Raw genomic sequence first — 13,816 nt, 5'->3', positions numbered from 1 at the left:
GCCGGGGGCGGGCGCACGACGCGGGTGCACGGGCCGTTCTGCTCGGACAGCGAGGTCGAGAGCGTGGTCGCCCACCTCAAGCGCCAGGGCCGCCCCAGCTACCTCGACGCCGTCACCGCCGACGACGCGCCGGAGGAGGCCGCCAAGGAGGGCGGCCGGTCCGGCCGGGGCAAGGCGGCCGCGGCCGACAAGGCCGAGCGGTCCGACGAGCCGGAGGAGGAGGCCCCCGTCTTCGACATCGGCGCCTTCGCGGCCGCGACCGGCGGCGAGTCCGACGACCTCTACAAGCAGGCGATCGAGGTGGTGCTGCGCGACCAGAAGGCGTCGACGAGCTACATCCAGCGCCGCCTGCAGATCGGCTACAACCGCGCCGCCTCCATCATGGAGCGGATGGAGATCGAGGGCATCGTCGGCCCGGCCAACCACGCCGGCAAGCGCGAGATCCTGGTCGCCGGGGCGACGCACAGCTCGGCCGGGATGTACGACGACGAGTGAGACGCCGTCCGGGCCGGCCCCTCCATGGGGCGGCCCGGACGTCGCATCTTCGCCACAGGGCGGAGTTCTAAAAGGGCGCTGCGAAACCCGCCCCGTCTCTGCGAGCGGAGCGAGGCAACCCAGGGTAGCGCGTCCTCCGGTATCGTGGCGCCCCTGGATTGCCTCGCTCCGCTCGCAGAGACGAGGGGACGGTCAGGCGTCCGCAGCGGCCCGCCCACATCTGTTTCGCCGCCGGAGCTTGCCCGCGGCTCCTCAGGAGACTCTGCCGATGATCGGCCGCCGCATCCGCACAGCCGGCTCCGTGATCGCCGCCGGGCTGTGGCTCGCGACCGCCAACCCGGCCCACGCGCAGGTCGGCGCCTTCATCGACAGCCTGTTCGGCCACAAGGAGGAGCCCGCCCCGCAGCCGGAAGCCGCCCCGGCGGCGCCGGCGCCGGCCAGGAAGCCCGCGCCCAAGGCCAAGGAGGCGAGCAAGGAGGCGAAGCCCGGCACCGCCAAGTCCGGCAAGGGTGGCGACAGGGCCGCCGACAAGGCCGACCACAAGGCGCCCGAGCCGAAGGTCGCGGCGGTGGGCGCGCCGACGGCGATCGTGACCGCCGACTCGACCGATCCCGCCGCGCTGCTGGCGCAGGCCAATGCCTACTTCAACGGCATCAACACCCTCACCGCCAATTTCGTGCAGATCGGCGCCGACGGCCGCCGGATCGGCGGCAAGCTGACGCTCGCCAAGCCGGGCCGCCTGCGCTTCGACTACGACCAGCCCTCGCCGCTGGAGGTGGTGGCCGACGGCACCTCGGTGGCGGTGCGCGACCGCAAGCTCAACACCCAGGACCTCTACTTCATCGCCCAGACGCCGCTGAAATTCCTCCTGCGCGAGAAGATCGATCTCGCCCGCGATCTCACCGTCACCGACGTCGCGAGCGATCCCGGCAGCGTCCGCATCAGCCTGGAGGATCGCGCCACCCTGGGCGGCACCTCGAAGATCCAGCTGTTCTTCGACGCCGAGATGAAGACCCTGTCGCAGTGGCGGATCACCGACCCGCAGGGCTACGTCACCACGGTGACGCTCTCGAACCTGCAGAAGGGCAGGAGCGTCGACGGCAGCCTGTTCTTCATCAATTACGGGCGTTCCGAGGACAAGGCGATGCAGCAGCAGATCCAGCAATCGCAGAAGTGACGGGGTCGCCCCTCACGGGGCGCCGAGCCCCGCCGCGGCGCCCGGCCGCCACCGGTCCAGCTCCCGATCGATCGCGCCCTCCGTCCCGTGCAGGAACTCTGCGGTCGGCAGGCCGGGGGCCAGGGCCGCGAGGTAGCTCACCACCACCGTGCCGGACCGGGTCGCCGCGCCCCCGGGCCAGAACAGGCCGGAATTGAGCGCCACCGGCACCACCGGCAGGCCGAGCCGGCCGTAGAGCAGCTCGACGCCGCGCTTGAAGCGCAGCGGCTCGCCGATCGCGCCGCGGGTGCCCTCGGGGAAGATCAGGACCGATCGGCCCGCCGCGACCGCCTCCCGGCCGCCGTCGATCATGGTGCGCAGGGCCTGGGTGCCCTTGGCCCGGTCGATGACGATCATCGGTGAGCGGCGGAGGAACCAGCCGACCACCGGGATCGCTAGCAGCTCCCGCTTCGCGACGATCGCCACGTCCGGCACCAGGACCAGGAAGGCGAGCGTCTCCCAGGTCGACTGGTGATTGGCGACGATCAGGCAGGGCTCGTCCGGCAGGTGCTGGCGGCCCTCCTCGACGTAGCGCAGCCCGACGATGCGCCGCAGCCCGCCCAGGATCCCGCGCGCCCAGAGCCGCGTCGCCCGCCGGATCGGCCGCTGCGGCGAGCCGGACAGGAGGAAGATCGCCAGCGGCGCGAGGAACAGCGTGGTCCAGGCGGCCCAGTAGACGGCGAACAGGAGCGAGCGGGCGTGTGCCATGGCGGGCCTCGACGAGGGGCCCGGGACAGGGCAGGGCCGGACATAGCGCCTGCCGGCCGGGCGCGCACGGCCTTTCGCCCGACGGGCGGTGAGCGGACTGTCGCGGGCCGCGAAATCGGCTATCGGAGCGCAACGCCGTCAGAACCCCAGCGCCGCCCGTGCAACTCACCGTCACCACCTGGAACATCAACTCGGTGCGCCTGCGCATCGACCTCGTGCTGCGCTTCCTCGCCGAGTACGGACCGGACGTGCTCTGCCTCCAGGAGACCAAGTGCCCCGACGACGCCTTCCCGCTGAAGGCCCTGCGCGGCTCGGGCTACGAGCACGTGATGTTCGCGGGCCAGAAGGGCTACAACGGCGTCGCGATCCTCTCCCGCTTCCCCCTGCACACCCGCGCCGTGATGGGCTTCTGCGAGCGCCAGGACGCCCGCCACATCTCGGCGGTGCTGGGGCCGGAGGCCGGGGCGGCCTCGGGCATCGTGCTGCACGACTTCTACGTCCCGGCCGGCGGCGACGTGCCGGACCGCGACCTCAACCCGAAATTCGCCCACAAGCTCGACTTCCTGTCGGAACTGCGCGCCTGGGGCGGCAAGCGCGTCTCCGGACCTGCGATCCTCGTGGGCGACCTCAACGTCGCGCCGCTGGAGCACGACGTCTGGTCGCACAAGCAGCTCCTCGACGTGGTCAGCCACACGCCGGTGGAGACCGAGGCGCTGGAGGTCCTGCGCGGGGAGGCCGGCTGGATCGACGCGGCGCGCCACCTGACCCCGGAGCCGGAGAAGATCTACACGTGGTGGAGCTACCGCTCCCCCGACTGGTCGGCCGCCAACAAGGGGCGGCGGCTCGACCACGCCTGGGTGTCGCCGGACCTCGCCGGGACCGTCCGCAAGGTCGAGGTCTTGCGCGAGGCCAGGGGCTGGGACCGCCCCTCGGACCACGCCCCGGTGACCCTCACGCTGGAGCTGTGACCGGGCGCGGAACTGCGGCGCGGTCCGAGCATTGCCCGCTCACGAACCCGTGACGCGAGCGAGCCCCGATGCGCAAGATCCTGATCGCCTTCCTCCTCCCCAAGGTCGTGTCCTACCTGCGCCGCCGCTACGGCGGCCCGCACGCCACGCGCAACCGGGCGTTCTGAGACGGTCCCGGTCGCCGCCTGTGACCCCCGGGCGCAGGCGGCGACCGCGGCAGCGGCCCTAGTTCCGGCGGATCCCCCCGCCGAGGAGCCGCACACGATGACCCAGGACCCGCGCGAGGCCGGCCCCCGTCCGCCCTTCCCCGGCGACCAGCAGCAGCCCCGCCCGGGCCTCACGACGCGGATGACGCCGCGTCCCGACCACGGCGAGGAGAGCTACGTCGGCAAGGGCCTGCTCACCGGCCAGGCGGCGCTGATCACGGGCGGCGATTCCGGCATCGGCCGCGCGGTGGCGATCGCCTACGCCCGCGAGGGCGCCGACGTGGCGATCTCCTACCTCGAGGCCGAGCAGGAGGATGCCGAGGACACGCGGGCCTGGGTGGAGAAGGCCGGCCGCCGCTGCCTGCTGCTCCCCGGCGACATCCGCGACGAGGCCCGGTGCCGGGATCTCGTGGCGCGCACCGTCGGCGCCTTCGGGCGCCTCGACATCCTCGTGAACAACGCCGCGGCCCAGGTGGTGAACGAGGGCCTTGACGACCTGGCAGCGCCCGACATCGAGGGCTCGTTCCGCGCCAACGTCTTCGCCATGTACTACCTCGCCCAGGCCGCGGTGCCGCACATGAAGCCGGGCGGGGCGATCGTGAACAGCACCAGCGTGCAGGCCAAGGTCGCCGATCCCGGCATGCTGATCTACGCCGCGACCAAGGGCGCGATCGCGAGCCTGACCATCGGCCTGTCGAACCTGCTGGCGCCGAAGGGGATCCGGGTGAACTGCGTCGCGCCCGGTCCGGTCTGGACGCCGATCCAGCCGATCGTGAAGAGCCCGGATCAGATCGCGCAGCTCGGCGCGCAGACCCCGCTCGGCCGCGCCGGCCAGCCCGCGGATCTGGCCCCGGCCTACGTGCTGCTCGCCTCCCGCGAGGGCAGCTACATGTCCGGGGCGCTGGTGCCGGTCACCGGCGGCATCCCGATGCTCTGATCCCGCAGCCGTCGCCGCGTCCGGCGGCCGCGCTCGCGCGGATGGCGGCGGGGCCATCCGCCCCGCCCAGGCGTCTCAGCCGGTGGCGTATTCCAGCTCCGGCGCGAGGACCGCGTCGCTGTCGGGGTGCACCGTGACGGGGATCGCCTTGGCGGCGGGCGTCTTGCTGCCGATCGCGTAGTGCCAGATCGGCATCAGGACGTTGCACTCGGGGTAGTAGCCGCCGATGCAGCCGATCGGGATGTCGTAGGCCACGACCAGCAGGCCCGAGAGCTTGCGGTCGACGCCGTCATCGGCGACCGTCCGCAGCGTGACCGGCTGGCCGATCTTGAGGCCCCGCCGGTCGATGTCCGAGCGGTTCATCAGCACCACCTTCCGGGTGTTCTTGATGCCCCGGAAGCGGTCGTAGTAGCCGTAGACCGTGGTGTTGAACTGGTCGTTGCTGCGCAGCGTCATCAGCCGCAGGGCGTCGTGGCCGACATCGGGCATGTCGGCGTCCTCGTCGAGCCCGGTCGGGGTGACGAAGTTGGCCCGCCCCGATTCCGTGCGCCACGCGCGCCGGTTCGCCGGCAGGTCGCGCTGGAAGCCGCCGGGCTCCCACATGCGCCGCTCGTAGTCCCAGAACGAGTCCGGCAGCGTCTCGGCGATCGCGCGGCGGATCTCGGCGAAATCCTCGCTGTAGGCCGCCCAGCGCACCCGCGGGTTCGGGTCGAGGACGCGCTGCGCCAGCTCGCAGATCAGGCGGACCTCGCTGATCAGGTGCGGCGAGGCCGGCCGGCGCAGGCCGCGATTGCCGTGCACGCAGGCCGACGTGTCCTCCATGGAGAGCACCTGCTGGCCCTTGGAGGTCTCGACGATCTCCAGGCGGCCGGTGACCGGGAGGATGTAGCTGATCGCGCCCGGCAGCAGGGCGGTCCGGTTCAGCTTGGTGATGACGTTGACGGTCATGGGGATCCGGCGCCACGCCGGCTCCATCTGGCCGTGGTCGGGGATGGCGCGGGCGAAGTTGCCGCCGAGCATGACGAAGGCGCTGACCTCGTCCCGCAGGATCGCCTCGCAGGCCTCGACGGTGTTGTAGCCCGGCTCGCGCGGCGGCGCGAAGTTGAACTGCTGGCCCAGCCGGTCGAGGTCGAACAGCTCGGGCTTCTCGGTGATCCCCATCGTGCGCTGCCCCTGCACGTTGGAGTGACCCCGGATCGGGCAGATCCCGGCGCCGGAGCGACCGATATTGCCGCGCATCAGCAGCAGGTTCACCAGCATCTGGACGGTCTCGACCCCGGCGCGGTGCTGGGTCAGTCCCATGCCGTAGACGCCGATGGTCGCCTTGGCGTGGCTGTAGACGTGGGCGGTGGATTCCATGTCGGCCCGGTGCAGGCCGGAGCGGCGCTCCAGCTCGTCCCAGTCCTGGGCACGCAGCCAGGTGGCGAAGGCGTCGAAGCCGTGGGTGTTGTCGCGGATGAAGGCCTCGTCGAGGACGGCGTCCCCACCCCGGGCCCGGGCCGCGTCGTGCAGGGCGAGGACCGCCTTGCAGATGCCCGCGATGCCGGCGAGATCGCCTCCCGCCTTCACCTGGTGGTACTGCGAGCTGATCCGCGTCGCCTTGCCGGTGAGCATCTCGGTGGGGGATTGCGGGTTCAGGAACCGCTCCAGGCCGCGCTCGCGCAGCGGGTTGTAGGTGATGATCGGGACGCCGCGCCGGCTCGCCTCCTGCAGCGGGTGCAGCATCCGCGGCGCGTTGCTGCCGGGATTCTGGCCGAAGAACATGATGCAGTCGGAATGGGCGAAGTCGTCGAGCGACACTGAGCCGACCGCCTGGCCAATGCTGGCCGGCAGCGCCACCGAGGTCGTCTCGTGGCACATGTTGGACGAGTCCGGCAGGTTGTTGTTCCCGTAGAGCCGGGCGAAGAGCTGGTAGAGGTAGCTCGCCTCGTTCGACAGGCGGCCCGAGCTGTAGAACACGGTGCCCTTCTGCCGGTCCGGGACAGCCCTGAGCTCGCGGGCGATCTCCTCGACGGCGTGGCCCCAGGAGACCGGGACGTACTTGTCGGTGGCCGGGTCGTAGCGCATCGCGTGGGTGAGGCGGCCGGTCTGCTCCAGGCGGTAATCGTCCCAGTTCAGCAGTTCCGTGACCGTGTGGGTCGCGAAGAAGTCCGGCGTGCAGCGGTGGGCGGTGAGTTCCCAGGCCACGGCCTTCGCGCCGTTCTCGCAGAACTCGAAGGGCAGCGGGCTCGCGGGCTTCACCCAGGCGCAGCTGTTGCACTGGTAGCCGTCGACCTTGTTGTGCCGGCTGAGTGCGATCGGTCCGCTCGCCAGCACGCCCTCGCGCCGCAGGATGTTGCCCACCGACAGGGCGGAGCCCCACCCGCCGGCGGGGAGGCGGTACGGCTTGAATTCGGGCTTGTCCAAGGGGCGATCTCCGGACCGTGCCGCCGGGAAACGGCGGCCATATCGCGACGTTCTCCGTTGAAACCGCGGGCGTGGTGCTTTGTTCGCGAGATTGTCCTGATCCTAACGGAGATTAATATGGCGGTCGGTCGAGACTATCTCTTGAGAAAGCCTTCGGGTCCGTCAGGTCCGAAACTGTTCCTCGACACGCAAGTCGTGCCGCTGGCCACCAATATCGCGGGAAGTCTGGAGGTGGCGCTGGACCGCGCGGCGGCGCGCACGGGCGTCCGGCCCGCCCTGATCCTGGCGGGCGCGACCGGTCTGATCGGCCTCGGTCTGGTCCGCCTGTTCACCCATCGGCGCGCGGATGAGGACCGGTTCGACCGGGTGTGAGCGGGGACCGGGACGCCGGTCATCGCCGGGCGGATGTTCGGGCAGACCCTCGACGGCGCGCGCGCGATCGATCAGAGCTTGACCGCGGATCGGTTCTCATCGGCGGCACGGCCCCAAGGCCTCGGGATCCGGCAGGCGGCGCTGGCGCCGCTGCGGACCCGAACGCCGCCCCGCGCCATCCGGGCGCCGCCGATCCCGACGGAGACGACCATGAGCGACGCCCAGGCCCGGACCGCGCTGGTGACGGGGGCCGCCCGCGGCATAGGCCTCGCCACCGCGACCCGCTTCCTCGCCGACGGCTGGAACGTCGCCCTTCTCGACATCGACGGCCCGGGCGCGGCGGCGGCGGCCCAGCGGCTCGGGCACCCGGAGGCCACGCTCGAGGTGACGGCCGACGTCTCCGACCCCGAAGCGGTGGAGGCGGCGATCCGGCAGGTCGCCGACCGGTTCGGCCGCCTCGACGCCCTGGTCAACAATGCCGGCATCGCGATCTTCAAGCCGCTGACCGAGACCACCTTCGCCGACTGGTCGCGGGTGCTCGCGGTCAACCTGTCCGGCCCGTTCCTGTGCACGCAGGCGGCCGTCCCGCTCCTGTCCGAGCGCGGCGGGGCGATCGTGAACATCACGTCGATCTCGGGCCTGCGCGCCTCGACGCTCCGGACGGCCTACGGCACCAGCAAGGCGGGCCTCGCCCAGCTCACCAAGCAGCAGGCCGCCGAGCTGGCGCAGTACGGGATCCGCGTGAACGCCGTCGCCCCCGGCCCGGTGGACACCGCGATGGCCAAGGCGGTGCACAGCCCTGAGATCCGGGCCGATTACCACGACGCCGTCCCCCTCGGCCGGTACGGACTGGAGACGGAGCTCGCGGAGGCGATCGTGTTCCTCTGCTCGGAGCGCGCCTCCTACATCACCGGTCAGCAGCTCGCCGTCGACGGCGGTTTCGAGTCGACGGGCATCGGCCTCAAGACACTGCGCGGCGCGCGCAACATCTGAGGGCGACGGCCCGAACCGCCAGGTCCGGACAGGGTTCGTTAACCCTGCCGCCGTAGCCCGGACACTTGGTCAACAGGCGCGGGCACCATGCCGAGACTCGGCTCCATGATCGTCGACGGTCTAGCGTTCCTCCTCATGGCGATCGCCCTCGCGGCGGTCGTCGCGGGCTACGAGCGGAACCTGCCGGATCCGTCCGCGTCACCCGCGCCGGTCGCCGCGAACGCCCCCGCGTGGGCGGACCCGGAGACGACGGGCTCGATCGCGCCGGCCGCGGACCCTGCCGTCCGCTGGGCGGACGCGGAGCCCCCGTTCGTGACGCCACGATCGGATCGCGCGTCCGGCGGCGCCTGGGTGAGCCCACCCCGTCGCTGACACAACGGACGCTCGACGCGCCGGGCATTCCGGAAAGCCGCTCGGCCCGGGACCCTTGTTCCGGCCGGGATCACAACTGATCATTAACTATGGTTGCCGAACCTTCCACCGCACAGCGAAGCGGAGAGGCATCCATGGCGCGCGACGGCAACCGACCCCACCCCAGCGCCCTCGCGCGGTACCCGGTTCCGATCGAGCTGATCTCGGCCCTGTTCCGCGCCGACGATGCGGAGCGCGACCGGCTGCTCGCGCCGATGCCGGCCTACGGGCGCGCCCGGATCGCCGCCTACTGCGCCGAGCACGCGCGGCTCGAGGCGCTCGGCCTGAAGGTCGCGCGCACCTGCGACGAGGCCACGCTGGTTCGGGCTGCGGGCGAAACGGTCGGCGCCGACCTCTTCGCGCGCGCGCGGGTGCCCGCACTGGCGCCGATCCAGCGCCAGGCCGCCTGACCGGCCCGCCGCGGCCGGGGCCGCGCCGCCGAGGCCGTCGGGTCGATGAACGACCGCGCCTGTCCCGGTTCACGGCGGCCGGCGCATGCTCCTGTCATCGGCCCGGCGCGTCCGGGCCGCAGGTTCAGGAGATCGTGTCATGGTGCGCTCCAAGGTGCTCGGCCTCGTCGCGGTAACCGCCGCGGCTCTCGCGACTGCCACCGCGGCCGGCGCGGCGCCGTTCGGCTACGGGCCGCCCGAGGCCGGCGCGGTGATCGAGCGCGTGGCCGGCGGCTGCGGTCCGGGCTTCCACCCCAATCCCTGGGGCCATTGCCGGCCGAACGATCGCGGCTGGGGCTGGGGCGGCCCGCGGGGACCCTATGGCGGCCGGCCGGGCTACGGTGGATACGACCGCGGCTACGGCGGCCACGGCGGCTACGAGGGCCCGCGCCGGTTCTACGGCGGCTGGTGATCCGCACCGGCGACCCGAGATCGGGTCGCCGCGTTCAGAGCAAGGCCCGCCGGACGCGATCCGCGGCCGGCCGGTGCCGGATCAGTGCTCGGCCGCCGAGTTGTCCCCCCGGAACGGACAAACCCATATTCACGACGGCATAGAGCCGTATTAATCTCTTTCGGGACGCAACATAGTGCCCCGGAGATTCTTCGTCATGAGTCGCTATGTATTTGCATCCCTGATGATCGCCGGCCTGGTGGCCGGCGCCGCGCCGGCCGCCGCGCTCTCCGCGAAGGATTGCTCGGTCAAGTATCAGGCCGCCAAGCAGGCCGGCACGCTCAACGGCCAGAAGTGGAACGACTTCCGCAAGGCCGAGTGCGGCGCGGCGGCCGACAACGCCCCGACGACCGCGCCGAACCCTGTCTCGCCGACCGCGACGACGGCTCCGGCCGCGCCGCCGGCCGCCCCGCGCGCCGGGACGACGTCCGCCGCCGCGGCGTCGGCCACGTTCCCCCGCGCCGTCGATCCGAAATACGCCAAGGAATCGGCCGGCAAGGCCCGGATGCACACCTGCCTCGACAGCTACAACGCCGCGAAGGCCGCCGGCACGCTGGGCGGCATGAAGTGGATCGAGAAGGGCGGCGGCTACTACTCGGCCTGCAACCGGCAGCTCAAGGGCTGAGCGGCGGCGCTCCGGGGCGCCGAAGACGGGCGGCCCGAGACCTGCACCGGCGGATCTGGATCCCGGGCACCGCCGCGCGGTCCCGGGATGCTGCCTTGAAACGGCTGCGCTGACGCAGCCCGGATGTCCGCGTCACCCGGGTCGGGCAGGCCGACTCGGGTGACGGTGCAGGGCCTCCGGCTCGCAGGCGGTCCTAGAACGGGATATCGTCGTCGAGGTCGTAGCCGCCGCGGCTGCCACCGCCACCGCCGCCACCCGAGGAAGCCGGGGCCGGACGCCGCTCGCCGCCCTGGGCGCGGCCGCCGCCGAAATCGCCGCCGCGATCACCGCCCCGGCCACCGCCGAAGTCGCCGCCGCGGCTGATCTGGCCGCCACCCTCGTCCTCGCCGGCGAAGTCGCCGCCGCCGCCGCGCCCGTCGAGGATCGTCATCTCGCCGCGGAAGCGCTGGAGGACCACCTCGGTCGTGTACTTCTCGACGCCGGAATTGTCGGTCCACTTCCGGGTCTGGAGCTGGCCCTCGATGTAGACCTTCGAGCCCTTGCGCAGGTACTGCTCGGCCACCCGGGCGAGGTTGTCGTTGTAGATCACGACCGAGTGCCACTCGGTCTTCTCCTTGCGCTCGCCGGTCGCCTTGTCCTTCCACGACTCCGACGTCGCGAGTCGCAGGTTGCAGACCGGGTCGCCCGAACCGAGACGGCGCATCTCGGGATCGCGCCCGAGATTGCCCACCAGAATCACCTTGTTGACGCTGCCCGCCATCGCTCTCTCCTAGTCGTACGGATCTCACAGGGCACCAGCCCGGCGGCGCGCGAACCATGCGCCCGGGCCTCCGGAGCGGCAACCGGCGAGGCGGGCTTGTGCCCGCTTTCCGCAGCGCCGACGGATCGATTTGTTCTATATCCGTTCCGTTTCGGCAGCAAGCCGCTGTCAGGCGACGCGGACGACGAGCTTGCCGAAATTCCGACCTTTCAACAGGCCGATGAACGCCTCCGGGGCATTCTCCAGCCCCTCGACCACGTCCTCGCGGTAGCGGACGCGCCCGTCCTGGATCCACCCGGCGACCTCCTTGCGGAACGTGTCGGCCTGCTCGGCGAAATCCCAGACGATGAAGCCCTGGATGTGCAGCCGGTTGGTCAGGACCGCGCGCATCAGGCCGGGCAGGCGGTCCGGGCCGGGGGGCACCTCGGTGGCGTTGTAGGCGGAGACGAGGCCGCAGACCGGGATCCGCGCGAACGGGTTGAGCAGCGGCAGCACGGCGGCGAAGACCGCGCCGCCGACATTCTCGAAATACACGTCGATGCCCTTCGGGCAGGCGGCCGCCAGCGCGCCCGGCAGGTCGGACCCGCGGTGATCGATGGCGGCATCGAAGCCGAGCTCCTCGGTGAGGTAGCGGCACTTCTCGGGGCCGCCGGCGATCCCGACGGCGCGGGCGCCGTGGATCTTGGCGATCTGGCCGACCAGGGACCCCACGGGGCCGGCGGCGGCCGCCACCACGACGGTCTCGCCGAATTTCGGCCGGCCGATGTTGAGGAGGCCGGTATAGGCGGTCATGCCCGGCATCCCGAGCACGCCCAGCGCCGTCGAGGGCGGGGCGGCATCGGGGTCGACCTTGCGCGAGCCCTTGGCGTCGGTGACGAAGTAGTCCTGCCAGCCCGCGAAGGCCGTCAGCAGGTCGCCCACGGCGTGATCCGGGTGGTTGGAGGCGATGACCTCGCCCACCGTCTCGGCGGTGATCGGCGCTCCGATCTCGACGGGCGCCGCGTAGGATTTCGCGTCGCTCATCCGGCCGCGCATGTAGGGGTCCAGCGACAGCCAGCGGGTGCGCAGGAGGACCTGGCCGGGTCCGGGCTGCGGCACCGGCACCTCCTCCAGGCGGAAATTCTCGGGCCGCGGCTCGCCGTGCGGGCGCGAGGCCAGGACGATTCGGCGGTTCATGGCGGTGGTCATGGCGGACTCCGGGAAGCGGGCTTCCGCCCCGATCTGGGGCGCCGGGCCCGGGAGGCAAAGGCACCGGCGCGATCGCGCGGCCGAGTCGCGCGTTGTCCCGACACGAGAGCGCGGAGCGGCGGCATGCGGGAGACGGCACTGGGATTCGGGCTGGCAGCCCTGGCGGCGGGGGCCGCGCTGGCCGGTCCCCTCGACGGTTACCGCGACCGGGCGCGGGTGCTGGTCCTGTCGGCGCCCGAGGCCGGGGACGCGCAGCTCCGCGCGCAGCGCGCCGCGCTGGCCTCGGCCCGCGCCGGCGTCGCCGAGCGCGACCTCGTGGTGCTGGAAGCGGTCGGCTCCGGGGCCGAGGCGCGGGTCCTGCGCGAGCGCCTCGGCCTCCCCGCGGACAGCTTCCGCGCGGTCCTGGTCGGCAAGGACGGGGGTGCCAAGATCACCGAAGCGGCGCCGATCGCGCCGCAGAGGCTGTTCGCCACGATCGACGCGATGCCGATGCGCCGCAGCGAGATGCGCGAGCGCCGCTAGGGCCCGATCCCCTGTGCACGGCGGGGCCGCGGACACCATCGGTTAAGCCTACCGGCCTATCACCGGAACGTGTCGACGGCCGCCTACCGGCCGTCCGTTGAGGCCCGCTAGGACGCTCGGACGAGACGCTCGAATCGATGACCCGACAACAAGTCGCCACCGCCATCCGCCGCCTCGTCGACCTGCAGGTCGAGGATATCGAGCGCGCGGTCCGCGACGGCCACAAGACCATCGCGCTCAACGAGCTGGCGGATCTGAACCGCCAGCTCAAGGCCTTCGCGGCCGCCCTCAGGAAGGCGCCGGCCCGGATCTGATCCGGGCTCCCGCGCTACCAGCGCGGCCCGCCCCAGCGACGGGGCGGGATGTCCTCCGGGGGCGGCGGCGGCGGCGGGCCGCGGTCGACGACCGGCTCGTCGCAGACCCGCACCCGGCGCAGTACCGGCTCCCCGTCCGGACCGAAGCGCCGCCGCACGAATTCCCGGCACGCTTCCGGGGACGCTTCGGGGGGCACGGCGGTGAAGCGTGGGCCGCGGACCTCGGGTTCGGGCCGCGGCGCCGGAGGAGGCGGAGGCGGCGGTGGCCGGCGCTCCGGCTCGTTCTCCTGGGCGGGCTCGCCGGAGCCGTGCGGCGGCGGATAGGGGCCGTCGAAATCGGCGGCCAGGGCCGGGCCGGCGGCGAGGAGCAGGGCGCAGAAACCGGTGCGTACGAGGAGACGACGAGCGGGCACGGTGGCCTCGGCGTGAGCGGGCGCGCGGGGATCGCGGCCATCATCGCCGGAGGGTGCGACCCGGTGCCTGAACCGCCTCCGAGCCGCGGTGTCGGCCGCCGTTCAGCCGGCTACTTCTGCATCGCGTTCACTTCGCACTGGGCGTAGTCCGCGCTCGCCTTCACGTAGGCATTGAGCTTCTGCAGGTAGGCCTCGGCGATCGGCCGGAAGGCCTGCGCCTGCAGGTTATAAGCCTTGATCGCGTCGTTGTAGCTGTAGGCCTCCCAGCCCGGGCAGCCCTCCTTGGCGTCGAGGCAGGCGGGCTTCGGCGGCAGCGCCGGCTTGGCCGGGCGCGCGGCGGCCGGCGGCGGCTCGGGCGGCGTGCAGGCCGCGACGGCCGGCG

General features: G+C 72.3%; 18 protein-coding genes. 12 read left to right on the top strand and 6 right to left on the bottom strand.

Translation table 11 applies throughout. The annotated features are described in order from the left end of the window. A partial coding sequence (locus ACLBXO_RS30670; RefSeq protein ID WP_447687772.1) for a DNA translocase FtsK occupies window positions 1-495 on the top strand: 495 nt, incomplete at its 5' end. Window positions 496-763: 268 nt separating this feature from the next. Continuing rightward, on the top strand, window positions 764-1,672 hold the full coding sequence (locus tag ACLBXO_RS30665; RefSeq protein WP_331313421.1) for a LolA family protein: 909 nt from the start codon (window positions 764-766) through the stop codon (window positions 1,670-1,672). Between the two features lie 12 nt (window positions 1,673-1,684). Here the strand turns inward: ACLBXO_RS30665 and ACLBXO_RS30660 are convergent, their stop codons facing one another. Next, window positions 1,685-2,419 carry a lysophospholipid acyltransferase family protein gene (locus ACLBXO_RS30660; protein WP_331313422.1) on the bottom strand — a complete coding sequence of 245 codons (735 nt, stop codon included), beginning with the start codon at window positions 2,417-2,419 and terminating at the stop codon, window positions 1,685-1,687. Window positions 2,420-2,577: 158 nt separating this feature from the next. Here ACLBXO_RS30660 and xth point away from each other — a divergent pair, with 158 nt between their 5' ends. Together xth and ACLBXO_RS30650 are read left to right on the top strand one after the other, a co-directional pair. Then, window positions 2,578-3,387: an exodeoxyribonuclease III gene (xth, locus tag ACLBXO_RS30655; protein WP_331313423.1), complete on the top strand. Its 810-nt coding sequence runs from the start codon at window positions 2,578-2,580 to the stop codon at window positions 3,385-3,387. Between the two features lie 264 nt (window positions 3,388-3,651). Continuing rightward, window positions 3,652-4,530, top strand: a complete 879-nt coding sequence (locus tag ACLBXO_RS30650; RefSeq protein ID WP_447687771.1) for an SDR family oxidoreductase — start codon at window positions 3,652-3,654, stop codon at window positions 4,528-4,530. 75 nt (window positions 4,531-4,605) lie between these two features. Here the strand turns inward: ACLBXO_RS30650 and ACLBXO_RS30645 are convergent, their stop codons facing one another. After that, complete coding sequence (locus ACLBXO_RS30645; RefSeq protein WP_447687770.1) at window positions 4,606-6,936, bottom strand: FdhF/YdeP family oxidoreductase; 2,331 nt, start codon at window positions 6,934-6,936, stop codon at window positions 4,606-4,608. 195 nt (window positions 6,937-7,131) lie between these two features. On the opposite strand from ACLBXO_RS30645, the gene ACLBXO_RS30640 reads away from it, so the two are divergent. The 6 genes from ACLBXO_RS30640 to ACLBXO_RS30615 all read left to right on the top strand — a co-directional run bounded on the left by ACLBXO_RS30640 (window position 7,132) and on the right by ACLBXO_RS30615 (window position 10,237). Further along, the gene (locus ACLBXO_RS30640) at window positions 7,132-7,308 is read left to right on the top strand and encodes a hypothetical protein (protein ID WP_447687769.1); all 177 of its coding nucleotides are present in this window, start codon (window positions 7,132-7,134) and stop codon (window positions 7,306-7,308) included. 210 nt (window positions 7,309-7,518) lie between these two features. Next, window positions 7,519-8,301, top strand: a complete 783-nt coding sequence (locus tag ACLBXO_RS30635) for an SDR family NAD(P)-dependent oxidoreductase (protein ID WP_447687768.1) — start codon at window positions 7,519-7,521, stop codon at window positions 8,299-8,301. Window positions 8,302-8,388: 87 nt separating this feature from the next. After that, the gene (locus ACLBXO_RS30630; RefSeq protein ID WP_447687767.1) at window positions 8,389-8,673 is read left to right on the top strand and encodes a hypothetical protein; all 285 of its coding nucleotides are present in this window, start codon (window positions 8,389-8,391) and stop codon (window positions 8,671-8,673) included. A gap of 134 nt (window positions 8,674-8,807) precedes the next feature. Next, window positions 8,808-9,122 carry a hypothetical protein gene (locus ACLBXO_RS30625; protein ID WP_447687766.1) on the top strand — a complete coding sequence of 105 codons (315 nt, stop codon included), beginning with the start codon at window positions 8,808-8,810 and terminating at the stop codon, window positions 9,120-9,122. Window positions 9,123-9,261: 139 nt separating this feature from the next. Then, window positions 9,262-9,573: a GCG_CRPN prefix-to-repeats domain-containing protein gene (locus ACLBXO_RS30620; protein WP_447687765.1), complete on the top strand. Its 312-nt coding sequence runs from the start codon at window positions 9,262-9,264 to the stop codon at window positions 9,571-9,573. Between the two features lie 196 nt (window positions 9,574-9,769). Then, window positions 9,770-10,237 carry a hypothetical protein gene (locus tag ACLBXO_RS30615; protein ID WP_091679723.1) on the top strand — a complete coding sequence of 156 codons (468 nt, stop codon included), beginning with the start codon at window positions 9,770-9,772 and terminating at the stop codon, window positions 10,235-10,237. A 193-nt stretch (window positions 10,238-10,430) separates the two neighbouring features. On the opposite strand, the gene ssb is transcribed toward ACLBXO_RS30615, so the two are convergent. Both ssb and ACLBXO_RS30605 read right to left on the bottom strand, forming a co-directional pair. Continuing rightward, complete coding sequence (gene ssb, locus ACLBXO_RS30610; RefSeq protein ID WP_331304587.1) at window positions 10,431-10,997, bottom strand: single-stranded DNA-binding protein; 567 nt, start codon at window positions 10,995-10,997, stop codon at window positions 10,431-10,433. Window positions 10,998-11,165: 168 nt separating this feature from the next. After that, window positions 11,166-12,185, bottom strand: a complete 1,020-nt coding sequence (locus ACLBXO_RS30605) for an NADP-dependent oxidoreductase (protein ID WP_331313428.1) — start codon at window positions 12,183-12,185, stop codon at window positions 11,166-11,168. 123 nt (window positions 12,186-12,308) lie between these two features. Between ACLBXO_RS30605 and ACLBXO_RS30600 the strand changes: the two genes are divergently transcribed. Together ACLBXO_RS30600 and ACLBXO_RS30595 are read left to right on the top strand one after the other, a co-directional pair. Continuing rightward, on the top strand, window positions 12,309-12,707 hold the full coding sequence (locus tag ACLBXO_RS30600; protein ID WP_447687764.1) for a DUF4174 domain-containing protein: 399 nt from the start codon (window positions 12,309-12,311) through the stop codon (window positions 12,705-12,707). 137 nt (window positions 12,708-12,844) lie between these two features. After that, window positions 12,845-13,021 (top strand): hypothetical protein, encoded by a 177-nt coding sequence (locus tag ACLBXO_RS30595; protein WP_012320668.1) that lies wholly within the window; start codon window positions 12,845-12,847, stop codon window positions 13,019-13,021. A 14-nt stretch (window positions 13,022-13,035) separates the two neighbouring features. Here the strand turns inward: ACLBXO_RS30595 and ACLBXO_RS30590 are convergent, their stop codons facing one another. Together ACLBXO_RS30590 and ACLBXO_RS30585 are read right to left on the bottom strand one after the other, a co-directional pair. Further along, window positions 13,036-13,434 carry a hypothetical protein gene (locus ACLBXO_RS30590; protein WP_447687763.1) on the bottom strand — a complete coding sequence of 133 codons (399 nt, stop codon included), beginning with the start codon at window positions 13,432-13,434 and terminating at the stop codon, window positions 13,036-13,038. Window positions 13,435-13,544: 110 nt separating this feature from the next. Then, the coding region (locus tag ACLBXO_RS30585; protein ID WP_447687762.1) for a hypothetical protein at window positions 13,545-13,816 on the bottom strand (272 nt) is incomplete at its 5' end.

The organism is Methylobacterium sp. C33D (assembly GCF_053345825.1).
The sequence above is the reverse complement of the archived record's forward strand: the minus strand, read 5'-3'. Positions and strand labels throughout refer to the sequence as shown.